The organism is Spirilliplanes yamanashiensis, from assembly GCF_016863475.1.
GTDB lineage: Bacteria > Actinomycetota > Actinomycetes > Mycobacteriales > Micromonosporaceae > Spirilliplanes > Spirilliplanes yamanashiensis.
Map to the genome: position 1 here is coordinate 58,202 of NZ_BOOY01000034.1, position 23,989 is coordinate 82,190.

17 protein-coding genes are annotated in these 23,989 nt (G+C 77.0%); 7 read left to right on the plus strand and 10 right to left on the minus strand.

The features are described 5' to 3' along the window. Position 1: 1 nt before the first annotated feature. From Sya03_RS24465 to Sya03_RS24495, 7 genes are all read right to left on the minus strand, one after another. On the minus strand, positions 2-1,471 hold the full coding sequence (locus Sya03_RS24465; RefSeq protein ID WP_203940748.1) for a dynamin family protein: 1,470 nt from the start codon (positions 1,469-1,471) through the stop codon (positions 2-4). A 1-nt stretch (position 1,472) separates the two neighbouring features. Further along, positions 1,473-1,949, minus strand: a complete 477-nt coding sequence (locus Sya03_RS24470) for a hypothetical protein (protein ID WP_203940749.1) — start codon at positions 1,947-1,949, stop codon at positions 1,473-1,475. Positions 1,950-2,014: 65 nt separating this feature from the next. After that, entirely contained in the window at positions 2,015-2,488 is a 474-nt protein-coding gene (locus tag Sya03_RS24475) for a hypothetical protein (protein ID WP_203940750.1), read from the minus strand. Between the two features lie 91 nt (positions 2,489-2,579). Next, positions 2,580-4,706, minus strand: a complete 2,127-nt coding sequence (locus tag Sya03_RS24480) for an Hsp70 family protein (RefSeq protein WP_203940751.1) — start codon at positions 4,704-4,706, stop codon at positions 2,580-2,582. Beyond that, positions 4,694-5,155, minus strand: a complete 462-nt coding sequence (locus Sya03_RS24485; RefSeq protein WP_203940752.1) for a nucleotide exchange factor GrpE — start codon at positions 5,153-5,155, stop codon at positions 4,694-4,696. Before Sya03_RS24485 ends, Sya03_RS24480 begins: the two co-directional genes overlap by 13 nt. After that, positions 5,152-6,093 carry a C39 family peptidase gene (locus Sya03_RS24490; protein WP_203940753.1) on the minus strand — a complete coding sequence of 314 codons (942 nt, stop codon included), beginning with the start codon at positions 6,091-6,093 and terminating at the stop codon, positions 5,152-5,154. Before Sya03_RS24490 ends, Sya03_RS24485 begins: the two co-directional genes overlap by 4 nt. A 25-nt stretch (positions 6,094-6,118) precedes the next feature. Further along, positions 6,119-8,014: a dynamin family protein gene (locus Sya03_RS24495; RefSeq protein WP_203940754.1), complete on the minus strand. Its 1,896-nt coding sequence runs from the start codon at positions 8,012-8,014 to the stop codon at positions 6,119-6,121. 225 nt (positions 8,015-8,239) lie between these two features. Here Sya03_RS24495 and Sya03_RS24500 point away from each other — a divergent pair, with 225 nt between their 5' ends. Next, complete coding sequence (locus tag Sya03_RS24500) at positions 8,240-9,943, plus strand: glycoside hydrolase family 3 protein (protein WP_442475966.1); 1,704 nt, start codon at positions 8,240-8,242, stop codon at positions 9,941-9,943. A gap of 45 nt (positions 9,944-9,988) precedes the next feature. On the opposite strand, the gene Sya03_RS24505 is transcribed toward Sya03_RS24500, so the two are convergent. Next, positions 9,989-11,386 (minus strand): glycosyl hydrolase family 79 C-terminal domain-containing protein, encoded by a 1,398-nt coding sequence (locus tag Sya03_RS24505; RefSeq protein WP_203940756.1) that lies wholly within the window; start codon positions 11,384-11,386, stop codon positions 9,989-9,991. A 200-nt stretch (positions 11,387-11,586) separates the two neighbouring features. Between Sya03_RS24505 and Sya03_RS24510 the strand changes: the two genes are divergently transcribed. From Sya03_RS24510 to Sya03_RS31670, 4 genes are read left to right on the plus strand one after another with little or no spacing between them, the layout of a single operon-like run. Further along, a complete protein-coding gene (locus Sya03_RS24510; protein WP_203940757.1) occupies positions 11,587-12,453 on the plus strand; it encodes a polysaccharide lyase in 867 nt (288 codons plus the stop codon). A 2-nt stretch (positions 12,454-12,455) separates the two neighbouring features. Beyond that, complete coding sequence (locus Sya03_RS24515) at positions 12,456-13,409, plus strand: D-2-hydroxyacid dehydrogenase (protein ID WP_203940758.1); 954 nt, start codon at positions 12,456-12,458, stop codon at positions 13,407-13,409. A gap of 52 nt (positions 13,410-13,461) precedes the next feature. Further along, complete coding sequence (locus Sya03_RS24520; RefSeq protein ID WP_203940759.1) at positions 13,462-15,042, plus strand: GGDEF domain-containing protein; 1,581 nt, start codon at positions 13,462-13,464, stop codon at positions 15,040-15,042. Positions 15,043-15,068: 26 nt separating this feature from the next. Next, positions 15,069-17,078, plus strand: coding sequence for a TPM domain-containing protein (locus Sya03_RS31670; RefSeq protein WP_203940760.1), 2,010 nt, complete (start codon positions 15,069-15,071; stop codon positions 17,076-17,078). Between the two features lie 95 nt (positions 17,079-17,173). On the opposite strand, the gene Sya03_RS24530 is transcribed toward Sya03_RS31670, so the two are convergent. Together Sya03_RS24530 and Sya03_RS24535 are read right to left on the minus strand one after the other, a co-directional pair. Then, the gene (locus Sya03_RS24530; protein ID WP_203940761.1) at positions 17,174-19,195 is read right to left on the minus strand and encodes a GGDEF domain-containing protein; all 2,022 of its coding nucleotides are present in this window, start codon (positions 19,193-19,195) and stop codon (positions 17,174-17,176) included. Between the two features lie 95 nt (positions 19,196-19,290). After that, positions 19,291-21,216 (minus strand): discoidin domain-containing protein, encoded by a 1,926-nt coding sequence (locus tag Sya03_RS24535; RefSeq protein WP_203940762.1) that lies wholly within the window; start codon positions 21,214-21,216, stop codon positions 19,291-19,293. A gap of 88 nt (positions 21,217-21,304) precedes the next feature. On the opposite strand from Sya03_RS24535, the gene Sya03_RS24540 reads away from it, so the two are divergent. Together Sya03_RS24540 and Sya03_RS24545 are read left to right on the plus strand one after the other, a co-directional pair. After that, a complete protein-coding gene (locus Sya03_RS24540; RefSeq protein WP_203940763.1) occupies positions 21,305-22,327 on the plus strand; it encodes a LacI family DNA-binding transcriptional regulator in 1,023 nt (340 codons plus the stop codon). A 75-nt stretch (positions 22,328-22,402) separates the two neighbouring features. Further along, positions 22,403-23,875 (plus strand): S1 family peptidase, encoded by a 1,473-nt coding sequence (locus Sya03_RS24545; protein ID WP_203940764.1) that lies wholly within the window; start codon positions 22,403-22,405, stop codon positions 23,873-23,875. Positions 23,876-23,989 lie beyond the last annotated feature (114 nt).

Sequence of the window (23,989 nt, forward strand, 5' to 3'; positions counted from 1 at the left end):
CTCACGGCCCGCGCCCCTCGAGGCGGCGGGCGAGCAGCAGGTACGACCGGGACGCCGTGCGCGCCGCCTCGGCCTCGGCCGGGGACGACGCCACCGCGGCGAGCCCCGTCGACTGCGACGCCAGGCGGCGCGCCCGGGCGGGCAGGTCGTCGCCCGGCGCCGCGCCCAGGCGGGCGGCGTCGTCGGGCGCCTCGGTCAGCGTGGTCAGCGTCTGCACCAGCGGGCTCGCCGGCGCGGTGCGGGCCAGCAGGCTGAGCGCCCGCACCTCCCGCAGCGGGTGCAGCACCGGGTCGAGGCGGGCGTGCTCGACGGCCGACCGGACCGCCGCGCCGGCCGCCCGGTCCGGCAGGTCCGCGCCCAGCCGGTCGAGGACCTCCAGCGCGTGGTCGGCCTTGAGCACGTCGGCGCGCAGCACGAACCGGCGGCGGATCAGCGCCTCCAGCTCCGCCAGCCCGGACCGCTCCTCCAGCCAGCGCAGCAGCGGCTCCGCGCCGCCGCCGACGGACCGGCCCGCCGCCACGCCGTACGGGCCGAGCAGGCCGAACAGCCGCTCCATCGTCTCCGCCGGCACCCCGTCGGGGGCGCCGAGCTGCTCCCACAGCCGCAGCCGGGCCGCCTCCACGCCGGCCAGGGCGGCGAGCGCGCGGGCGTCGGCCTCGCGCAGCCGGCCGGTGCGGGCCGTCTCGGCGAGCAGGGCGGCCACCGGCCGGACGTCGCTCACCTCGGCGGCCCGGTCGACGGCGAGGCGCCGCGCGCGGGCGGCCGCGACGGCGATCGGGTCGTCGCCGCCCCACGGGCCCGCCCCGAACACGTCGGCGTGCGACAGCACCCCCACCGCGTTGACGGCCGAGGCGCCCAGCTCACCGGACGCGTCGAGGAAGTCGCGCAGGAACGCCACCTCGTCGGCGCGCTCGGCGTCGCGGACCAGGAACAGCACCGCGTCGGCCTGGGTGGCGGCCGAGCGGCTGACGGCGTCCGCGCCGAGGATCGCCCGGCGGGTCGCCGCCTCGTTCTCGGGGGTCGTCGTCGCCAGGCCGGGGGTGTCGATGATCGTGAGGTCGCGCAGGGCGCCCGCCTGGAGGTGGACCTCCAGGTGGTCGACGTCGTCCGGCGCCACGCCCAGCTCCTCCGGCAGCCCGCCGTCGATCCGCAGGGTGCGCCGCTCGCCCGAGCGCAGCACCAGCACCGCGCGGTCCGGCGCCCCGTAGCGGTACCAGGTCACCACGCGGGTGCACTCCCCCGCCCGGGTCGGTGCGATGCGGCGGCCCACCAGGGCGTTCACCAGGGTGGACTTGCCCGCCTTGACCCGGCCCACGACGGCCAGCCGCAGCGGCTCGGTCAGGGCGCTGCGGACGGCGGCGATGCCGGCGGCGTGCGCCGGGCCGGCCAGCCCGAGCACGGCGTCGCAGGCCAGCTCTGTGCGCTGGATCAGCGCCGGGCGGGCCTGCGGGCCGTGCGTCGGGTGGGTCATGTCAGTAGTCGTCATCGTCGTCGTCGGACAGGATGTTCTCGATCGCGTCCTGCCGGCTCTCCATCATCTCGATGATGATCTCCGCCTGCTGCGGGGTGGCGTGCTCCAGCAGGCTGATGAGCGGGTCGTGCCCGCCGCCGCCGATGACGGCGGGGTCGCCGGTCAGCGGGGCCGGCTGCGACGGCACGTCCAGCAGCTGCACCAGGCGGTTGCCGGTCAGCCGGCCGTTCACCTGGTCGAGCACCCCGTTCTCGTTGCCGTCGACGAAGCTGGTGTCCACGGCGCCGTTGAGGTCGGTGTCCACCTGGTACGTGTCCAGCAGACCGTTCTCATTCGAGTCGACCATCAGCATCTCGCTGTAGCCGTCGCCGTTGCCGTCGGCCGCGTACGTGTCCAGCACGCCGTTGGCGTTGGTGTCCGCCGCGAGCGTGTCGCCGAAGCCGTCACCGTCGGTGTCGTAGGACTGGAAGTCGGTCATCGCGTGCTCTCCCCTGGCCTCGCGGGGCGGGCCCGGCGTCGCCGGCCCGCCCCGTCACGTCACGCTCAGTCGTCGTCGTCGTCCGTGTCGAGGATGGTGTCGATCATGTCGTTCCGGCTCTTGAAGATGTCGTAGATCATCTCCTGCTGCAGCGGGGTGGCGTGCTCCAGCACGTCGATCAGCGGGTCGTGACCGCCGCCGCCGATGACGCCCGGGCCGGTGAGCAGCGGGCCGGCCTGCGGCGACTGCTCCGGCAGGTTCACCAGCTGGTTGCCCGTCTGCAGGCCGTTCGCCTGGTCGAGCAGGCCGTTCTCGTTGCTGTCGACGAACGTGGTGTCGACGGTGCCGTTGAGGTCGGTGTCCACCTGGACGGTGTCGAGGATGCCGTTCTCGTTGGTGTCGATCAGGATCGTCTCGTTGTAGCTGTCGCCGTTGCCGTCGGCCGCGTACGTGTCGAGCAGGCCGTTGGCGTTGGTGTCCGCCGCGAGCGTGTCGCCGTAGCCGTCGCCGGTGGTGTCGTAGAGCTGGAAGTCGGTCATCGTGTGCTCCCCTGGCCTCGTCGTTCGTTCGCTTCTTCGATGCGGCGGGGCGGCCCCGATGTTCCCGGCCCCGGGAGGAAATTCCGGCGGCTCACTGGTCGAGCAGCGCGGACAGGCCGGGCGAGGACCACCAGCGCATCATCGCGGCCACGTCCGGGCCCTGGGCGGTGGCGATCATGATGATCGCGTCGTCGTCGTAGGTCCAGACGACCTTGCCGTAGCCCTCCGACGGGTAGCAGAGCATCTGGCCGATCGTCCGGCTGGTGTCCGAGGACGTCGCCCACGGGCCGCGGCCCGACGTCGTCACCTGGAAACAGCTCGGGGCGGTCGCCGTGATCTTGTTGTCGGTGGCGATCTTCTCCAGCGACAACCCCATCCGCGTGCTGTCCGTGAACTTCGTCGCCCACACCTCGACGCCCGGGTTCGAGCCGACCCGCGAGCCCTCCGGGACCTCGCAGCGCACCACCGCGAGCTGGTCGGCGCCGAGCCGCTCCCGGGCCTCGCAGGTGCCGAGCTCGGTGTAGTCGGTCGGCAGCCGGCGGGCCAGGGCGCACTCGGTGGCGGGCAGCGCCGCCGCGCAGGACCGGTTCGCCACCGACGAGGTCGGCGGGGTGGTCGGCGGCTGCGTGGGCGGCTGCGTGATGGGGCGGTTGCGGGTCGTCGGGGCGGACGTCGGCTCCTTCGCGTCGTCCGTGCCGTTGCCGCCCGCGTTGAGGGCGACCACGCCGATCGCGACGGACACGACCAGGGTGACCAGGCCGGCCCCGGCGGCGATCAGCCAGCGGTTGCGGTAGGCGGACGGCTCCCGGTCGCCCGGCGGCGGGGGCGGCGGCCACGGCGGCCCGGACATCCGACCCCCGCCCGCCCCGGACACGGGGTCGTTGCCACCGGCGGGCGGCACGGGCGGCAGCTGCGGCGGCGGCTGCTGGGGCGGGGGCTGGTGCGGCGGCGGCATCTGGGGCGGGGGCTGCTGGGGCTGCTGCTGCTGCTGCGGGGGCCGCTGCGGCACCGGCGGCGGCTGGGGCGGGGGCTGCTGCGGGTGGGGCGCGACCTGGTGGGGCGGGACCTGGTGGGGCGGGGGCTGGTGGGGCGGGGGCCGGTGCGGCGGGGGCTGGTGCGGCGGGGGGCCCGCGGGGGCCGGGACCTTCAGGGCGCCGAGCGCCACCACCAGCTTCGGGTCCTCCAGGGTGGCCGGCGGGCGCCCGATCAGCTCGGCCAGCTTGCGCTGCACGAGGCGCAGGTGCGACGAGCCGCCGGTCAGGTACAGCGCGTGCAGGGCCGGCGCGGCGACGCCGGCCCGCTCCAGGGTGCGCCGGGTCAGCTGCACGGCGGCGTCGATGGTCGGCGCGACGAGCCGGTCAAACTCCTCCGCGGTGATCGTCACCACCGCCTGGGCGCCGCCCGCCGCGACCGGGATGCGGGTCTGCTCGTAGTCGGTCAGCGCCTGCTTGGCGCCGCGGACCTGGTCGCGGAAGGTGAGCCGGTCGGCGAGCGCGGCCGGGTCGTCGAGGGCGTCGGCCAGCTCGGCGTGGCCGGTGGCGCGCAGCTGCTCCTTCGTCCACCGGGCGAGCAGGTCGTCGACGTCCTCGCCGCCGAGCGGGTCGATGCCGTCGGTGGCGAGCACGGTGAACGGCGCGCCGGGGGCGTCGCCCGCGCGCAGCACCGCGACGTCGCAGGTGCCACCGCCGAAGTCGAACACGGCGACGACCGCGCCGGGCGGCACGGCCTCCTGGGTGGCGTAGTGGCTGGCGGCGGCGACGGGCTCGGAGACCAGGCGCGGGGCCCGCGGCAGCCCGGCGGCGTAGGCCGCCGCCGTCAGCACGTCGCGGCGCGGCTGCTGCCACTGCTCGGGGTACGTCAGCAGCACCTCGGCGGGGTGACCGCCACCGGCGACCCGGCCCGCCCGGCCGACGACGTGCCGCAGCAGGGCGGCGAGGGCGTCGGCGACGGGCACCTCCCGCTCGCCGAGCATGATCTCGCCCTCGCCGACGCGGCGCTTCGGGTTGGGCTCGAACGCGGCGGGGTCGATGCGGGCGGACCGCAGCGCCTCCGCGCCGACCACGAGCCCGTGCTGGCCGGCCAGCACCCCGGACGGCATCTGGTCGGACTGGTCGGTGAGCCGCACCGGGCGCGGCGGACCCGCCCCGATCTGCACGGCCGCCGCCGTGTTCGACGTGCCCACGTCGACGGCCAGCCGCCAGGGACTCACTGCTTCCACACGATCACCTCCGCCGGGCGCACGACCCGGTCCCGCGTCTGCCAACCAGCTCTGATCTCGCGTGCGACGCACCGGTCGGGGCGTCCGGCCGCCGCCGGTTCGGTGCCGACGGCGTGGTGCCGGCTCGCGTCGAAGGGCTGACCGCCGGCGACGGCGATCCGGTGCACGCCCGCCGCGTGCAGGGCCCGTTCCAGCTGCACCCGCACGGCGCCGTCGGCGGCGGCGGCCAGGTCGTGGGCGGCGATGACGCCCTCCACGACCTGGCGCACGTCGGCGCCCGGGCCCGCCGGCGCCGCCGGGGCGCCGCGGGCGGCCTCGGCGGCGTCCGCGGCGTCGGCGGCGTCCCGGCGGCGTCCGACGAGATACCCCGCGGCCGCCGCGAACAGCGCGGCGGCCACCGAGGCGAGTGCCCACGGCCAGGCCGCGAGCAGGTCGCCGAACCGGTTCACGACCGCGCCGGCAGCGTGACGGGCAGCAGCGCCCACGGCTCGCGGATGACGACGGAGGTGGCCCGCTCGATCTGGCTGGGCGCGCCCTCGCCGGCCGCGGCGACGGTCTCCTGGCCGGGGTCGCCCGCGGGCGGCTCGTCGCAGACGATCATCAGGTTCTGCGAGTCGGCCCACGCGTCGGCGAACACGTCGAGCGGCACCTCCTCGAGGTTGCCGTCCGGCGAGCCCGGGTCGGACAGGATCGCCACGCCGCGCTCGGTGTCGATGCCGGTGAGCACCACCGCGTGGTCGAACGAGTTGTCCTCGACGGCCTCGCCCTCCCACACCTCGCCGCTGTCGATGAACAGCAGGACGCCGCGGCCCTCCTCCAGGTACTGGACCAGCTCGGCGGTGGTGCCGACCTCCAGGCCGGCCGGCACGCCGGACTGCTCCAGCAGGGTGAGGGTGTTCTCGGGCGTCATGCCGGGCACGCCGTCCATGCCGACGCTGAACAGGCCCTGCTCGCTGGCGAGCTGCACGAACGCGCTCTCGTCGGGGAAGTGCACCCCGCTGTACTCGCTGACGATCTGGGCGACGCTGGCCGGGGCGCAGAAGCCGTTCTGGGCCTGCTGGAACCAGTGCTCGGCGTCGCCGAACGGGTCGCCGGCGATGCCGCCGTCGTCGACCGCCGGGTCGAAGCCGGGGTCCGGCACGGGGGTGGTCTCGACGGCGCCGAGCTCGTCGAGGGCGTCGGAGGCGCCGGGCAGCGCGGCGTCGAGGGCGGCCCGGTCGACGACGACCTCCTCGTCGGCCAGGCTGTCGCCGTCGGTGTCGGCCAGCACGTGGTAGGTGCCGTCGGGCAGCAGCTCGACCGACACGTCGGCGACGCCGTCGCCGCTGAGGTCGGCCACGACGACCTGGTCGGCCGCGGTGCTGTCTGGGGTGTCAAAGTCGCTCATGGCGTTCTCCTGTCGGAACCGCGGTTCATGGTGTCGCCGGGTTGGAGACGGCGGCGGGGCCGGATGTTCCCGGATCGGCCAGGATTCCGTCGAGAAGGTCGAGCTGGGCGGCGACGGCGGCCAGGTGCCGGTCGAGGGCCTCGGCCCGCTGCCGCCGTTCGCCCTCGCCGGCGGCCGCGGCCCGGTCGGCCTCGCGGATGGCCGCGTCGAGCCCGGCGATGGCGTCGGACAGGAATGTCCGGATGCCGATGACGATGTCGGGCCGGGCCTCGCGCAGCGACGAGTCGGCGGCGGCGACGAGGTCCTGCTGCATGGCCTGGACGGTCTCGGCGAGCCAGGTGCGCATCTGGGTGCGCCCGGCGCGCACGGCCCGGTACGCGACGTTGACGGCGAGCCAGGCGCCGCCGACGGCGATGGAGACGGGCAGCGCCGCCATGCCGACGGCCGCCAGGGGCAGCGCCCCGGCGGCGTTGGCGCCGAGGAACGCGGTGGCGGCGAGCGACGGGTCGAGCAGCCCGGTCGCCTTCGCGGTGTGCGGGCGCGGGCGGGGCCGGGTGCCGCGCAGCTCGTCGGCCGCCCAGGCGGGCACCTGCTCGGCGGTGAGCCCGTACGTGCCGGTGACGAGCGTGCGCAGCCGCCGGTCGAAGCCGGCGGTGACGGCGTCCACGACGGCCTGCAGCTCGCTGCAGATCTGCCCCATGGTCTCCTTGGCGACGGCGGGCAGCAGCAGCCGGCGTTCCTTCTCGAACGCCTCCTCCCACCGGTGGCGCAGGGCGGTGAGCCGGGCGGTGACGTCGTCGACGACGGCGCGGCGCAGGTTGCCGAGGTCGCGTTCGAGGTCGAGGATCCAGCGCTGCTGGCGGGCCCGCAGCTCGGTGAGCCGGTCGCGCTCGCCGGCCAGCCCGGCCCGTTCGGCGGCGCCGCCGGTGACCGCGGCGCGCCGGGCGGCGAGCTGCACGGACACCTGGTCGAGGCCGGTGCGCGCGATCCGGGCGGCGTTGGCGACGATGAGCCGGTCGGTGTCGGCGGCGTGGGCGTTGAGCACCTCGGCGAGCCGGGCGACGCCGCCGGCCCGCGTCATGGCGTCGCGCAGGTCGCCCGGGGGCAGGGCGGCGGCCTCGGCGGCGAGCGGGCTGGCCACGGGGATCACGTCCGCGTCGGCGAACCGGGGCGCGTGCCTGCGCAGCAGCGCCCGGTTCTCGGCGAGGACCTCGCGCCAGCCGGCCGGGTAGAGGTCCACCTTCGTCATGGCCAGCACGACGGTCTGCACGGTGGCCGCCGACCGGGCCAGGAACGCCAGCTCGGGCGCGGTCAGCGGCTGGCCGCCGTCGCTGACGAACAGCAGCACGCTGGCCTGGGCGGCGACGGACGCGGCGAGGGTGGCGTGGCCGCCGTCGAGGCCGCCCACGCCGGGGGTGTCGATGACGGCCAGCCGCGGCAGCAGCGACGACGCGACGGCCACCTCGGCGCCGAGCACGATGGGCGCCTCGGGGTCGGTGCGCCGGGCGCCGCCGACGCTGACCCAGTCGGCCACCTCGTCGCGGGGCACGGCCGTGGCGGCGCCGTCGGCGGCGAAGATGCGGGCGGTGCCGGCGGGCCGGCGGGCCGAGGCGGGCACGAACCGCAGGAACGAGCCGGTGGTGACGTCGACGCCGACCGGGGACAGGCCGGGCTCGCCGACGAGCGCGTTGACCAGCGAGCTCTTGCCGCGCTTGACCTCGCCGATGACGACGACGGCGGGGCGCCGGCGGCCGGTGGACTTGAGCCGGCCGAGGGTGAGGTCGGCGGCGGCCTTGCCGCCGTGCGCGGTGAGCAGCCGCACGGCGCCGAAGATGGCCTGCGACTGCCGTGCGTCGAGCCGGGGCCCGGGCGGCGCGTCGGCCGTGCTGGGGCCGGCGGGCGGCCGGGGGTCGTCGGTCACGGTCGGTCGTCCTCCTTCGGCGGGGCCACCTGCGTCCGGGCACGCGTTCGATGCGCGCGCGGGCGCCATTGTTCCCAACGCCGGTTGCGGGCCGCCGGTGCGGGCGGGTTCCGGTATCGACGACCGTCGTTGACACCGTCCGAGACCTTCATTTAAGTTCCGTTCGAAGTGCCTCGCCGCCGGCGCAGGAACCCCACCGGCCCGAGGAGAGGCGCCATGCGACCGCTGTCCGATTCCCCCGCGACGACCCGCCCGCCGTACCTCGACGCCGGCCTGCCGGTCGCCGCGCGCGTGGCCGACCTGCTCGCCCGGATGAGCCTGGCCGACAAGGTGGGCCAGATGACCCAGGCGGAGCGCGCGTCGGTGACCCCCGCCGACGTGACCGCGTACCGGCTCGGGTCGATGCTGTCGGGCGGCGGCTCCTCCCCCACGCCGAACACGGCGCGGGCCTGGGCGGACATGTACGACGGCTACCAGCGGGCCGCCCTGGACACTCCGCTGCGCGTCCCGCTGCTCTACGGCGTGGACGCCGTGCACGGGCACAACAACGTGCACGGCGCGACGATCTTCCCGCACAACATCGGCCTGGGCGCCACCCGCGACCCCGAGCTGGTGCGCCGCATCGGCCGGGCCACCGCCGAGGAGGTCGCCGGCACCGGCATCCACTGGGACTTCGCGCCGTGCCTGGCGGTGGTGCGCGACCCCCGGTGGGGCCGCACCTACGAGGCGTTCGGCGAGGTGCCGGCCATCCCGGAGGCCATGGCGACGATGGTGTCGGGGCTGCAGGACGGCGTGCCGTCGGTGCTGGCCACCGCCAAGCATTACCTCGGCGACGGCGGCACCACGGGCGGCGTCGACCGCGGCGACACGCGGCTGAGCGAAGCCGAGCTGCGCGCGCTGCACCTGCCGCCGTTCCGGGCCGCCGTCGAGCGCGGCGTCGGCAGCGTGATGGTGTCCTACAGCGCCTGGAACGGGCTGCCGCTGCACGCCCACGCGTACCTGCTCACCACCGTCCTCAAGGGCGAGCTGGGCTTCGACGGCATCGTGGTGTCCGACTACAACGCCGTCGACCTCATCGACGGCGAGCCGGGCTTCACCCCGGAGGAGGTGCGCACGGCCGTCAACGCGGGCCTCGACATGGTGATGGTGCCGTCGGAGTGGCGGCGGTTCATCGCCGTGCTGTGCGCGGAGGTCGAGGCGGGCCGGGTGCCGATGGCCCGGGTGGACGACGCGGTGCGGCGCATCCTGACGGCCAAGTTCCGGCTGGGCCTGTTCGAGTCGCCGCTGGCCGACCGGTCGTGGACGCCGTCGGTCGGCAGCCCGGCGCACCGGGCGCTCGCCCGCGAGGCCGTGCGCGCGTCGCAGGTGCTGCTGCACAACGACGGCGGCGCGCTGCCGCTGGCCCGCGCGGGCGCCCGCTACCTGGTGACCGGCCGCAACGCCGACGACATGGGCCACCAGTGCGGCGGCTGGTCGATCACCTGGCAGGGCTCGTCCGGCGCCATCACCCCGGGCACCACGATCTTGGACGGCATCCGCGCGGCGGCCGGCGGCGCGGAGATCGTGCACGACCCGGGCGCCGAGCGCGCGGGCGACGGCTGGACGGCGGCGATCGCCGTGCTCGGCGAGGCGCCGTACGCGGAGTTCAAGGGCGACCGCCCCGAGCTGCCGGGCCTCGACGAGGCCGACCTGGCGGTGCTCGCCCGGCTGCGCGCGGCGGGCGTCCCGGTGGTGGTGGTGCTGGTGTCGGGCCGGCCGCTGGACGTGGCCGCGCACGCCGGCGACTGGGCGGCGCTGGTGGCGGCGTGGCTGCCGGGCACCGAGGGCGCGGGCGTGGCGGACGTGCTGTTCGGCGACCACCCGCCGGCGGGCCGGCTGCCCGTGACCTGGCCGGGCCTGTACCCCTTCGGCCACGGCCTGTCGTACTAGACCCGTGCCGCGGGAGCCCCGGCACGGGCCCCCGCGGCGCGGGCGTCAGGAGGGCAGCGTGACCACGGCCGCGCCGTACGGCGCGAGCGTCACCGGGCACGTGCCGGCGGTGCAGGTGACCGGCGTGGCGGCGTCCGGGGTGAACGTGCCGTCGGCGGCCACGGTGCGGCCCTGGATCCGCACCCCGCTGGTGGCGGTCAGCGAGGGGGCGGTCATCCGCAGCAGGCTGCCCGCGCCGGTGCGGTCGCCGGCCCGCAGCGACGTCCGCACGGTGTCGGCGCTCATGTTGGCGAGCACGACCCGCACCCGGCCGTCGGCGCCGCGCACCGTGTGGGCGGCCAGGTTGCCGGCGGTGCTGACCGTGGTGGGCAGCACCGCGCCGGTGCCGGCCAGCCGGGCGAGCAGCAGCCCGTAGTAGATCGGCTGGGCGCGGTACTGGTGCGGAGCGGTCTCGCACAGCGCGGTGTAGCCGGTGCACGCCCGGTCGAGGGCGCCATGGAAGTACATGCCGTGGGCGCCGTTCGCGACGCCGGCGAACACGTAGTCGAGCGCCCACAGCGCCGACGCGTACGTGTCGGACACCCCGGCGATGCCGCCGCAGGCGGCCGAGTTCACCTCGCTCATCACCAGCCGCATGCCGGCGCCGCGCGCGGTGGCCGCCGCGGACGCGACCAGCCGGGCCTCGTCCGCCCGCTTGCCCTTGGCGATCAGGGCGGTGGCGCTGCCGTTCGGGCCGTTGCAGTTGCTCAGCGGGTAGTGGTGGTGGTTGAGCAGGGTCACCGCGCCGCGCTGCGCGCCGGCGTAGGCGGGTAGCCAGCCGGGCGTGGCGGTGTCGGGCCCGCTGACGGGCACGCCGGGGGCCTGCGCGCGCAGCACCGCGAGGCAGCGGTTCGCCTCGGCGACGTACGCGCCGACGGTCCAGCCCGCGGGCCGGTACCCGTTGGCCGCGTACAGGTCGGGCTCGTTGCCGCACACCAGGCTCCGGAGCCGGGGCCCGAGGGCGGCGCGCACGGCGGCGGCGTCGGCGGTCGTGGCGGCCGCGTCGTAGTGGGCGAGGTTGGTGCTGTAGACGTAACGCCAGCCGGTGGCGTCGGACAGCCGCACGAGGCCCTGCAGCGCGGCGGGGGTGGCGCGGGCGTACGTGCGGTCGACGGAGTTGCCGCCGAGGCGCAGCGTGCCGGGGCCGAGGGTGCGCAGCAGCTGGGGCAGGTTGCCCCGGGCGTCGAACTTGCCGCTGTTGACGCCGCCGTCGTTCGTGCGGGGCATGGACTCGAAGGACAGTCCGAGGTGGCCCTCGGCGAGCGTGCCGCGCGGGGTGCCCGACAGCTGCACGGTCACCGTGGCCTGCACGGTCGCGGCGTGCGCGGCCTGCTGCACGGCGGCCGTGGCGGCGATCGCGGCGACCGCCGCCACCGCCAGCCCGGCCCGGGTCCGAGGTCTCACCGGCGACTCCTGTTCACATATGTGTACGCGTTGCGCGTATGTGTCGCGCAGGTTATCGGCGGCATACCCGTTCGTCAATGTAACGATGGTCAAGTTTTCCCCTTGGATTAACTTGATCGGCAGCACTCCTCACGATCGCCCGGCGCGGCCAGACTGACCGCCGACCCGTCCGTCACGTCCGGCTCGGAGGAAACCAGGACATGAGACTCCCCCTCAGACACGGCCGGCGAGCCCGGCAGGCGATCGGCGGTGCGGCCGTCGCCGCCACGCTGGCCGCCCTCGGCGCCACCGCCGTCAGCACCGCCGCCACCACCGCGCACGCCGCCGGCGCGCCCGCGGTCCGGGCCGCCGCCCCCTCGGCCTGGACCGCGTCGTTCGACGGCTTCCCCGCCAACTCCTGGAAGAGCGCCTGGGGCGTCGTCAACACCGCCCAGTTCGGCTTCGACCGGATGGACCCGCTCACCGGCGGCGGCGTCAAGGTCAAGTACGGCAAGGGCTCCTCGGCGCCGTCCTGCACCAACTGCCCCACCGGCGGCGGCGCGCAGTTCTACACCAACCTCGGCGCCATCGGGAAGGGCTCGTGGGCCACCGGGCGGACGCTGTCGCTCAAGTACGAGATCAAGTTCCCCGCCGGCCACGACTTCGGCAAGGGCGCCAAGCTGCCCGGCCTCTACGGCGGCAACCCGAACGAGGCCGCCGGCGGCACCCACGGCAACGGCTGGTCGACCCGGTTCATGTTCCGCAACGGCAACAAGGGCCAGATCTACTTCTACTCCCCGGCCGGCAGCGGCTACGGCAAGGACCTCGGCCTCGGCTCGTGGACGTTCCCCGCCGACGACCAGTACCACACCATCGAGCAGTACGTGGACCGCAACCGGCAGACCACCACCGTGTGGTTCGACGGCCGGCAGGTCCTGTCCACGTCGACCGCGGGCATCAGCGGCATCAACTTCGGCGGCATCTTCTTCTCCACGTTCTACGGCGGGCACTCCACCGAGTGGGGACCGAAGAAGACGTCGTACGCCTGGTTCAAGAACTTCTCCCTCAGCCAGAGCGTGCAGCACTGACCGTGTCGTTCACGCTGGTGCTGCTGCCGCCCGCCGTCGCCGGCTGGGCCGGGGCGCTCGTCCGGGCCGTACCCGGGATCGAGGTCCTCGTGCCCCGCACCGACGGCGAGGCGGCGGCGGCCCTGCGCGACGCGGACGCCGCCGTCGGCGCCCTGCCGCCGGACCTGCTCGCCCGGGCCCGGCGGCTGCGCTGGCTCCAGGCGCCGCAGGCCGGTCCCCCGCCCGGTTTCTACCACCCGGCGCTCGTCGCGCACCCGGTCGTCGTGACGAACATGCGCGACACCTACACCGACCACGTCGCCGCGCACACCGTCGCCCTCGTGCTGGCGCTGGCCCGCGAGCTGCCCCGGTACGCCCGCGACCAGCGCGCCGGCCGGTGGGCGCCGGACTGGGCCGGCGTCCTGCCGCTGACCGGCGCCGCCGCCCTGGTCGTCGGGACCGGGGCGATCGGCGCCGAGACCGGCCGGCTGCTCGCCCAGTTCGGCATGCGGGTCGCCGGCGTCGACGCCCGCCGCACCGAGCCGCCGCCCGGCTTCACGACGCTCGGCCCGCCCGCCGCGCTCGACCACCTGCTGCCGGGCGCCGACGTCGTCGTGCTCACGGTGCCGCACACCCCCGCCACCGAGGGTTTGATCGACGCCCGCCGGCTGGCGCTGTTCCGGCCCTCGGCGTACCTGGTCAACGTGGGCCGCGGCGCCACCGTGCGCCTCGCCGACCTGGTCGCCGCCCTCGACGCCGGCCGGCTGCGCGGCGCCGCGCTGGACGTCCTGGAGACCGAGCCGCTGCCGCCCGGCCACCCGCTGTGGAGCCGCGACGACGTGCTCGTCACCCCGCACGTCGCGGGCGCGGGCCCCGACGGCGACGAGCGGCGCCTCGCGGTGCTGGTCGAGAACGCCCGCCGCTTCGCCGCCGGGCGCGAGCTGATGCATGTCGTCGACAAGTCCACGTGGTACTGAGACGATCCTCCCGTCGCGGCGCACCCGGCCGATGTGAGCGACAGGAGGGCACATGGACGAGGTCAGCCGCCGCGCGGCCCGGATGCTGTCGGCCGCCCAGACCGGCGGCGCCGCCCGCATGCTGCCGCTGGCCGAGTCGATCCTCGAGGAACGCACCGGTGCGCTCGCCGACGGGCCCGCCGCCATGCACTTCGTGCGCGCCGTCGCGCTCATCATGCTGGGCGACCTGCGCGCCGCCATCGCCGCGGCCGGCCTCATGCTCGCTGCCGCCGAGCGCGAGGGCAGCGCCGGCTGGCGGTCGTGCGCCCTGGCCACCCGGGCGTCCGAGCGCATCAAGCTGGGCGAGCGGGACGTGTCCGGGCACGACGGCGAGGCCGCGCTGCGCGACCTGGTGGCCGCCGAGGCGGCGCTCACCGACGACGAGCCTGACGCCGTGGCCGCCGTCAACGCCCGCGTCGGCATCGCCGTCGGCTACAACCAGCTGCGCCTGTACGAGCTGGTCGGGCCGCAGTTCGAGGAGGCGTACCGGATCAGCGCGGCCGACCCGGAGCTGAGCGCCGGCAAGGCGATGTGGCTGGGCAACCTGGCCGACCTGCACCTGCGCTGGGCGCTGGAGCTGTACCAGATCGGCGAGGTCGCCCGGGCCGAGCGGCACACCGCCCAGGCCGAGGTGTGGGCGCTGCAGGCCGCCACCGAGGCGTGCGGCCCGGACGCCGGCACCTGGCGCGACGCGGCGCTGCTGCAGGCCGCGTGCGCCCGCGCCGACCGCACCGACCCGGCGGGCGCCGCCGCCGACATCGAGCGGCTGACGGCCGTGCAGGAGGCCCGCGGCCTCGGCCGGACCCTGCTCGCCTACAGCCTGCCGTTCCGCGCCGTCGCCCTGCGCCGCGCCGGCCGCGTCGACGAGGCCGTGGCCATCATGGAGCGGGCCGTCGCCGAACTGCCGCCCGACGCCGAGTGGATCACCGTCGCGGCCACCCACCGCACCCACGCCGTCCTGCTGGCCGCGCACGGCTCGGCCGCCGCCCGGGCCGCCCTGCGCTACGGCGACACGCTGGCCGGGGCGCTGTGGCGGCAGCGGCAGCGCACCCTGCACACCGCCGAGGCGCTCACCTCGTACGAGACGCTGCGCACCGAGCACGAGCAGGCCGCCCGGGCCGCCGAGACCGACGCCCTCACCGGCGTCGCCAACCGGCGCGGCTTCGACCGGGCCGTCGCCGCGCTGAGCGCCGGGCCCGGCCGGGTCACCGTGCTGCTCATCGACCTGGACCGGTTCAAGGCCGTCAACGACACCCGCGGGCACGCCGCGGGCGACGCCGCCCTCGCCGCCGTCGCGGCCGCGGTCAGCGCGGGCGTGCGCGACGGCGACGTGGTCGCCCGGATCGGCGGCGACGAGTTCGGCGCGCTGCTGCCCGGGGCCGACCCCGTTGCCGGCGCCGGCATCGCCGCCCGCATCGTGCGCGCCGTGCGCGACGTCCCGGACTGCGACGCCACCGTCAGCATCGGGGTGGCCGGCGGGCCCGCCGCCGACCTGGAGCGGACCCTGCGCCGGGCCGACGCCGCCATGTACCGGGCGAAGCGCGCCGGCGGCGACGCCGTGCACGACAGCGACCGCCCCGCCGCCCGACGCTGACGCGCCGCGGCCCGTAGGTTGGGCGGGTGACCGTCTCCGCGCGCCGCCGCGCTCCCGTGCTGCTGCTGACGGCGGTGCTCGCCGCCCTCCTGGCGCCCGCCGCGCCTGCCGCGGCCGACCCGCCGGCCCGGCTCGCCGCCGAGATCACCGACCCGCAGGGCGTGCTGGGCGGCCGGCGCGCCGAGGTGGCGCGCGCCCTCGACGAGCTGTCCACCGGCGCGGGCATCCAGCTGTTCGTGGTGTTCGTCGACTCGTTCGACGGCACGCCCGCCCAGGACTGGGTCGACGCCACGGCCCGCGCCAGCGACCTCGGCGACCGCGACGCGCTGCTCGCCGTCGCCACCGCCGACCGGGCGTACGCGTACACCGTCGACGCGGGCGCCCCGCTGACCGACGCCGAGCTGCGCGACGTGGCGGCGGACGACATCGAGCCCGCGCTGCGCCGCGGCGACTGGGCCGGGGCGGCGGTCGCCGCGGCCGACGGCTACCGGGCGGCGGCCGGGACCGGCGGCGGCGCCACCGGCGGCGGCCTGTCGGGGCTGCCGCTGGTGCTGTGCCTGGCCCTGCCGATCGGCGGCGTGATCCTCGCGGCGGTGCTGTGGCGGCGCGCCCGCCGCCGCGCGGTGAGCCCGCCGCCCGGCGCGCCCGCCGCCGAGGCCGGGCCGCCCCAGCCGTCCACCGAGGAGCTCAGCGCCCGGGCCAACGCCCTGCTGCTGGAGCTCGACGACGACCTGCGCGCCAGCGAACGCGAGCTCGGCCTCGCCGAGGCCCAGTACGGCGCCGGGGCCACGACCGCGTTCCGGGCGGCGCTCGACGCGGCCCGCCAGGAGGTCGCCGAGGCGTTCCGGCTGCGGCTGAGCCTGGACGCCGAGCCGGCGCCCGACGAGCCGGCCCGGCGGGCGATCCTGGCCGAGATCGTCGAGCGGTGCGAGCGCGCCGACGCCCGGCTCGACGCGGAGGCGGCGGCGTTCGACGAGCTGCGCGGCATCGAGGCCCGCGCCACCGAGGTCGCCGACTCCGCCGACCGGGACCGGGCCACCGCCGAGGCGGCCGTGCCCGCCGCCGAGGGCGTCCTGCGCGAGCTGGGCGCCCGCTACGACGAGGCGGCGGTGGCGTCCGTCGCCGCGAACCCGCAGCAGGCGCGCGACCGCCTCGCGTTCACCGCCGAGGCGACCGCCCGCGCCCGCGCCGCCCTGACCGCGGGCGACCGGCCGGAGGCGGCCCTGGCCGTCCGCGCCGCCGTGCAGGCCGTCGACCAGGCCGAGCAGCTGCTCGCCGCGGTGCACCGGGCCCGCACGGACCTGGCCGCGGCGCAGGACGCGGTCGCCGGCCTGGTCGCGGAGCTGCGTACCGAGCTGGGCCTGGCGGCGGGCGTGGCCGGGGGCGGCGGGTCGGCGCTGGCCGACGCGGTGCGCGGCGCCGAGCGGGCGCTCGCCGCGCTGGGCACCGGCCCCGTGCGCGACCCGGCCGCCGCGCTGCGCGGCCTGCAGGAGGCCGACGCCGCCCTGGACGCCGCCCTCGCCGACGCCCGCGCCGCCGCGGAGCGCACCGACCGGGCCCGCGCCCTGCTCGCCCAGGCCCTGCCGGTCGCCCGCGCGGAGGTCGCGGCGGCCGGCGACTTCGTCACCACCCGGCGCGGCGCCGTCGGCGGCCAGGCCCGCGCCTGGCTCGCCGAGGCGCAGCGGCAGCTCGCGCTGGCCGAGAACCTGGCCGCCACCGACCCGGCGGCCGCCCTGACCGCCGCCCAGGAGGCGCAGCGCCACGCCGCCGCGGCCGGTCAGCAGGCGCGCTCGGACGTGGCCGGCTGGCAGGGCGGGGCCGGCGGCGTGGGCGGCGACGTGCTGGGCTCGTTCGCGGGCGCCGTCCTCGGCGGCCTGCTGACGGGCGGCCACCGCGGCGGCGGGTACGGCGGGGGCTACGGCGGCGGGTACGGGGGCGGCTTCGGCGGCGGATTCGGCGGCGGGGGCGGGTGGAGCGGCGGCGGCTTCGGCGGCAGCGCCAGCCGCGGCCGCCGCACCGGCGGCGGCCGCTTCTGACCCGGCGGCGCCGCTTCTGACCCGGAGGCGGTGGGTTCTGCCTGCGGCGGCCGGTTCTGACCCGGGCGGACCGCGCCCCGGCGGGCCGGCGCGGGTCAGGAGAGGCGCTGCAGGACCGGCCGGGCGCCGTGCTTCTCGCGGTAGAGCGCGGCGTCCGCGTGGGCGTACAGGGTCGCGAAGTCGGTGCCGTCGCGGCCGAGCACGGCGACGCCGGCGCTGATCGGGGCGCGCGCGGCGAGGGCGTCGCGCAGGCGGCCGGCGAGCGCGGCCGGGTCGGCGCGCAGCAGGACGACGAACTCGTCGCCGCCGAGGCGGCAGACGGCGGCGTCCGGCCCGGCGACGGCGGTGGCCGTGGTGGCGACCCAGCGCAGCAGGTCGTCGCCGGCGGCGTGCCCGGCGGTGTCGTTGACGCGCTTGAAGCCGTTCAGGTCGAACACGACCAGGCCGAGCGGGCGTCCGGGCCGGGCCGACTCGGCGGCGAACCGGTCGGCGAAGCCGCGGCGGTTCAGCACGCCGGTGAGCGCGTCGGTCTGCGACAGCCGGGTGAGCAGGCGGCGCTGGGCGGCGGCGCTGGCGCCCTGCCGGGCGCAGGCCACCGCGACGGCCAGCATGCCGAACAGGTGCAGCAGCACGTACCAGGGGTCGGGGTCGCCGACCGCGCCGGCCACGACGAGGTACGCGACCGACTGGGCGGCGATGATGGGCAGCGCCAGGCGCCGGGGCACGCCGAGCGCGACCAGCGGCATCGGCGCGAGCATGCCGATGCCGAGCGCCCCGGCGACGCCGCCGCCGAGCACGGGCACGACGATCGCCAGGGCGAACAGGAACACGGCGCTGGCGACCATCGCGTCGCGGGCGGCCGCGGACCGGCTGAGCCGGTCGCTGGCGAGGATCAGGATGCCGCCGTACGCCAGGCCGGCGACGCACAGCGCGGCGATGGCGAGCCGGTGCGGCTGCCCGGACGCCAGCGCGACGGCCCACACGAGCCCGACGGCGCAGTCGGACGCGGCGAGCCGGCCCATGTCGGCGATGGAGCGGCGGCGGCGCTCGCCCGCGGTGACGCCGGTGTGCGGGCGGTCCGCGTTGGCGCGGGCGTGGGCGACGTCGGGCGCGGCGGGCACGGTGCGGCGGCGGCCGACCTTGTCGGCGTACGAGCGTTCGTCGGCGAGCCGGCGCAGGTCGTCGACGGTGGCGGCCTCGGCCGGGTAGGACGCGTACCCGAAGCTGCCCGGCGCGGCGCCGCGGACCGCGCGGCGCAGCCGGTCGACCAGGGCGGGCGCCTCGGCGGGCCCGGCGCCGTCGAGCAGCACGCCGAACTCGTCGCCGCCGAGGCGGCCGAGCACGTCGCGGCGGCGCAGGGCGCGGGTCATGGTGCGGGCGGTCCAGGCGAGGACGTCGTCGCCGGCCTGGTGGCCGTACCGGTCGTTGACGGCCTTGAAGTGGTCGAGGTCGGTGAGCACGAGGGTGAGCGGCCGGCCGGTGCGGGCGGCGTCGGCGACGGCGCGGTCGAGCCGCTCGTCGAAGCCGCGCCGGTTGAGCACGCGGGTGAGCGGGTCGAGCCGGGACGCCTCCTTGAGCCGGTGACGCAGCGACGCGAGCACGGCGGCGTGCCGGAAGCACAGGTACGCGACGCCGCCGATGCCGAGCGCGTACACGGCGGCGTACCCGGTGGGGGCGGGCCCGCCCGCGACGGCGACCACGCCGTAGCCGGCGGCGCTGAGCAGGCTGGCCACGGCGAACATCCGCGGCGGCATCATGATCGCGTAGAACAGCAGGGTGAACGGCACGAGCGCGCCGAGCGGGCTGGCGACACCGCCGTCGAGCAGGCTGAGCGCCGACGAGCCGGCGATGTTGACCACCATGCCGGCGGCCTGCACGGCGACGCGGGCGCGGGAGCGGGCGAGCCACGACGCGGCGGACCAGGTGCCGACGGCGACGGCGAGCATCACGGCGGTGATCGCCAGCATCACCGGGCGGTCGGGCCGCCCGGGCGTGCACAGCAGGTAGACGGCGGCGACGGCCGGGCCGAGCAGGGCCCGCACGCTGCTGACGCGCACGGTGCGGACGCGGCGGGGCACCGAGGCCCGTGCCGCGTCCGGGTCCGCGTCAGCTCGCATGTGTGGGCCATCCGTCCGGGGTCGGCGGCCGCCCGGCGGCGTTCCGCTGACGACCTATCGCCCGCGGTGCGCCGGTGCTGAGCAGTATCGCCCGGTCAGGCGTACAGGCGCACGTCCGCGACGCTCCACCAGTTGCCCGCCGCCGCGGTGGACGTGACGCGCAGGTACCGCGCCCGGGTCGGCCGCAGGTCGGCGACGGTCAGCGGGCCGGCGCCCTGCCCCTGGGCGACGGTGCGCCAGGCGGCGCCGTCGCCGCTGACCTCCAGCCGCCAGCCGCGGGCGTAGTCGCCGGCGTCGCCGCCGCTGTCGATCGCCACCCGCCGGAACGTGCGGGCCGCGCCGAGGTCGACGGTGAGCTGCTGGCCGGGCTCCTGCGCGGCCCCGCTGGACCAGCGGGTGGACGCGTCGCCGTCGACGGCCAGGGCCGCGCCCTCGCCGGCCGGCTGGGCGGTGGCGGTGGCGCCGTCGAGGTCCAGCAGCCGGTGCCGCGGCTCCAGCTCCGGCGAGCGCGGCCAGGTGAACGTGGCCAGGGCGCCGCCGGGCAGCGTGTACTCGAAGCGGCGCTGCCCCGCCGCGACGGCGAACGTGCGCGGGTCGTCGTTCTGGTTGTGCACGACCAGGGCGGTGGAGCCGTCGGGGTTGCGGAACGCGACGTCCTGGATCTGGCCGTTCCAGCCGGTGGTGCCGAACGAGGTGCTGGCGATGCGCACCGCCCCGGGCCGGGCGAACTTCGCCAGGTGACCGATCGTGTAGTACTCGGCGGCGGTGGTGACGCTGCCGTCGGGCTGCACGGTGACCAGGCCGGTGCAGGTCTCGCAGCCGCCCAGGTGCGGGCCGTCGGCGCTGTCCAGCGCGATGTTCCAGTTCGCCACGGACTTCGCCCAGTTGCGGGTGGTGCCGATGACGACGTTGCGGGCGTGCCAGGTCAGCGTGTCGCGGAAGATCTTCGCGGGCGGGTCGCCGGCGCCGTGCGAGCCGGAGCACTCGGTGAACCAGATGCCCTTGTCCGGGTGCGCCTCGTGCAGGGCGGTCTGGGCGCTCGGGTCGCCGTAGTAGCAGTGGAACGCGGTGCCGGCGAGCCAGCGGGCGGCCGGGGTCTCCAGCAGCGCGTACGGGTAGTCGGTCTCCGGGTCGGCGCCGGGCGGGGTGGAGGCGACGTCGTCGGGGTGGGTCGCCCAGTTGTGGTCGTACCCGATGATCTTGGTGCGCGGGCTGGCGCGGCGCAGCAGCGGCCCGAGCGCCTCGATCACCTTCGCCTGCTGGGCGACGGGCAGGTCCGTGCCGGGGTAACCGCCGGGCCGCCGGTTCTGCGGCTCGTTCTGCACGGTCAGCAGATCGATGGGTACGCCCTCCGCGGCGTACGCCTGCACGAACTTCACCAGGTAGCGGGCGTAGGCGTCGTAGATGCGCGGGTCGTCCTTGAGCCGGCCGCCGACGAGCGAGTCGCCGGTCTTCATCCAGGCGGGCGGGCTCCACGGCGACGCCATGACGGTGAGCCGCGGGTTGAGCTGCTTCGCCCGGCGCAGCAGCGGCAGGATCTGCTGCCGGTCGTGGGCGATGCTGAACCGGCGCAGCGGGAAGTCGGTCTGCCCGGCCGGCACGTCGTCGTAGGTGTAGTGGGCGGCCTCGGCGGTGAAGTCGGACGAGCCGACGGGCTGGCGCAGGAAGCTGACGCCGATGCCGGTGCGCGGGTCGAACAGCGAGCGCATGGTGCGGTCCCGCTCGGCGGGGGTGAGCCGGTACAGCACGCTGGCGGCCGAGTCGGTCAGGGCGGCGCCGAAGCCGTCGATGCTCTGGTAGCGGCGGCTGGGGTCGACGGTGATCGTCGGCACGGCGGCGGGCGCGGCGGCGGCGCCGAAGGCCACGGGCGCCCGCTCGTGCAGCAGCTCGGCCCGGTCGACGGTGGTGACCCAGACGCGGGCCTGCGCCGGGCGCGGGTGCGCCTGCGGGCCGGCCTGCGCGGCCTGCGCGCCGCCGAGCGTCAGGACGGCGGCGGTGCCGGCCGCCAGCAGTGCTCTCATCGCTGCCCCCTGCTGAAACGTTGTGTAACAATACGGATGCGCTCACGGCCAGGAAACAAGCGTGAAACCTCGATGTCAAGGGGGCGGAGTGAAACACGGCGATGTAACAAGGGCGACGGTCCGGGACGTCGCCGCGGCCACCGGGGTCTCCATCGCCACCGTGTCCCGGGTGCTCAACCGGCACGGCAACGTGGCCCCGCAGACCCGGGCGCTCGTCGAGCGCGCCGTCGAACGCCTCGGCGCCCGCGCCCCCGGCCCGCGCCGCGCGCCGGCCGCCCCGCCGGCCGGCCCCATCCTGGTGCGCTGCCCGTACCTGCTCACCGACTACTTCGGCCTGATCGTGTCGTCCATCGCCGAGACCCTCGACCTGCACGGCCGCCGCCTCGTCCTCGACGCCGGGCAGGCCGCGCAGCGCACCGGCCTGCTCGACCGCCTGCCCGCCCGCGGCGGCGACATCGGCGGCACCATCCTCGTCCTGCCGCCCGAGCCCGCCGCCGACCTGGCCACGCTGCACGCCCGCCGCCGGCCCCTCGTGGTCGTCGACCCGCGCACGCCCCCGCCGCGCGACATGGTCGCCGTGTCCGCCGCGCACGCCGCCGGCGCCCGCGCGCTCACCGCCCACCTGACCGCCCTCGGCCACCGCCGCATCGGCGTCATCGCCGGCCCGAGCGAGTGGCTGGCCAGCGACGCCCGCCTCGCCGGGCACGCCGCCGCCCTCGCCGACGCCGGCGTCCTCGGCGACCCCGCCCTCGTGCGGTACGTGCGGCCCACCGTCGAGGAGGGCCACGGCGCCGCCGCCGACCTGCTCGACGGCCCCGACCGGCCCACCGCCCTGGTCGGCTTCAACGACAAGGTGGCCGTGGGCGCCCTGCGCGCCGCCGCCGAGCGCGGCCTGCGCGTCCCGGGCGACCTGTCCGTCGCCGGCTTCGACGACATCGACCTCAGCCGCGCCACCCGGCCCGCCCTGACCACCGTCCGCCAGCCGCTGCAGGAGATGGGCCGGATGGCCGTCACCCTGCTGGAACGGCAGCTCGGCCGGCACTCGCTGGAGGCCCTGCACGTCGAGCTGGCCACCGAACTCGTCGTGCGCGACTCCACCGGGCCCGCCTGACCGCCCCCGCACGGGACAGCGTGGACGGCCGTCGATTGCTACGTTGGGCCCCGGTCACACGGGGGAACGGAATCGATGAACAGACGACGAATCATGCTGTCCGCGGCCGCCGGAGCGGCCGCCACCCTCCTGCTCGGCGGCGCCGCCCTCGCGGTCGCCCAGGGCCGGCCCGCCACCGACGCCGACGGCCTGCGGTACCTGACCCGGGTGGACATCGGCGCGGGCCGGGCGGCCTGCACGGGCGTGCTGCTGTCGCCGTGGTGGGTCGCCACCGCCAAGTCCTGCTTCGGCGCCGGCGCGCCCGCCGCCGGGTCCGCCGTCACGGTCGACGGGCGGCGCTTCACCGTCGACCGCCTCACGCCACACCCGGACCGCGACCTGACGCTGGCCCGCCTCGACCGGCCGGCCCTCGGCGTCCCGGTCGCGACGGTGGCCACGACGCCGCCCGCGCCCGGCGACGAGCTGACCGTCGCCGGCTACGGCCGCACCGCCGACACGTGGGTGCCCACCGGCGCGCACACCGCCACCTTCCAGGTCGGCGCGGTCGCCGCCGGCACCCTCGACATCGCCCCCGCCGACGGCGCCGGCGCCCTGTGCCGCGGCGACGCGGGCGGCCCCGCGCTGCGCGGCACCCAGGTCGTGGCCCTGCACTCCACGTCCTGGCAGGGCGGCTGCCTCGGCACGCCCGCCACCGAGACCCGCCGCGGCACCGTCGGGACCCGCCTCGACGACCTCGGCCCGTGGCTGCGCCAGCACGCGGCCGCCCCGGCGGTGCAGCAGCTCACGCTCACCGGCACCCGCGTCGGCGTGCTCACCGGCGGCTTCGACGCCGTCGTCAAGGAGGGCGGGCTGAGCACCGCCTGGGTCCGCGAGCACGTGAACGTCACCCAGGTCGCGCTGTCCGGCGACCGCATCGGCGTCCTGCTCGCCGACGGCACCGCGCTGGTCAAGCAGGGCGGCCTCAGCGCCGCCTGGGTCACCGTCCACACCGGCATGCGCCAGCTGGTGCTGGCCGGCGACCGCATCGGCGTCGTCGACGCCGACGGCAACGCCTGGGTCAAGGACGGCGGCCTCAGCGCCGCCTGGGTGCGGGTGCACACCGGCGTCGACCAGCTCGCGCTGGACGGCGACCGGGTCGGCGTGCTGCGCGACGGCACCGCACTGGTCAAGCAGGGCGGCCTCAGCGCCGCCTGGGTCACCGTCCACACCGGCATGCGCCGGCTGGTCCTCGCCGGCGACCGCATCGGCGTCGTCGACGCCGACGGCAACGCCTGGGTCAAGGACGGCGGCCTCAGCGCCGCCTGGGTCAAGGTGCACACCGGCGTCGACCAGCTCGCCCTGGCCGGCGACCGCGTCGGGGTGCTGCTACACAACCGCTCCGCACTGGTCAAGCAGGGCGGCCTCAGCGCCGCCTGGGTGACGGTGCTGCCCGGCCGGGCCCGGTCGCTGACCCTGGCCGGCGACCGCGTGGACGTCGTCGACGTGGACGACGTCGCCTGGGTCAAGCAGGGCGGCCTGAGTACCGCGTGGGTCCGCATGTACGGCTGACCGCCCGCCGCGCCGGCCCGGCAGCAGCGCGTACCGCACGTACCAGAACAGCATCAGCGCCGTGCTGACCGTGTGGAACGCGTGCAGCGCGTAGATCGGGCCGGCCGGCAGGCC

Coding starts and splice junctions, on each gene's coding strand:
- Sya03_RS24545 (WP_203940764.1), top strand. CDS start 22,403: ATGAACAGACGACGAATCATGCTGTCCGCGGCCGCCGGAGCGGCCGCC.
- Sya03_RS24510 (WP_203940757.1), top strand. CDS start 11,587: ATGAGACTCCCCCTCAGACACGGCCGGCGAGCCCGGCAGGCGATCGGC.
- Sya03_RS24465 (WP_203940748.1), bottom strand. CDS start 1,471: ATGACCCACCCGACGCACGGCCCGCAGGCCCGCCCGGCGCTGATCCAG.
- Sya03_RS24535 (WP_203940762.1), bottom strand. CDS start 21,216: ATGAGAGCACTGCTGGCGGCCGGCACCGCCGCCGTCCTGACGCTCGGC.
- Sya03_RS24490 (WP_203940753.1), bottom strand. CDS start 6,093: ATGAGCGACTTTGACACCCCAGACAGCACCGCGGCCGACCAGGTCGTC.
- Sya03_RS24475 (WP_203940750.1), bottom strand. CDS start 2,488: ATGACCGACTTCCAGCTCTACGACACCACCGGCGACGGCTACGGCGAC.
- Sya03_RS24470 (WP_203940749.1), bottom strand. CDS start 1,949: ATGACCGACTTCCAGTCCTACGACACCGACGGTGACGGCTTCGGCGAC.
- Sya03_RS24530 (WP_203940761.1), bottom strand. CDS start 19,195: ATGCGAGCTGACGCGGACCCGGACGCGGCACGGGCCTCGGTGCCCCGC.
- Sya03_RS24520 (WP_203940759.1), top strand. CDS start 13,462: ATGGACGAGGTCAGCCGCCGCGCGGCCCGGATGCTGTCGGCCGCCCAG.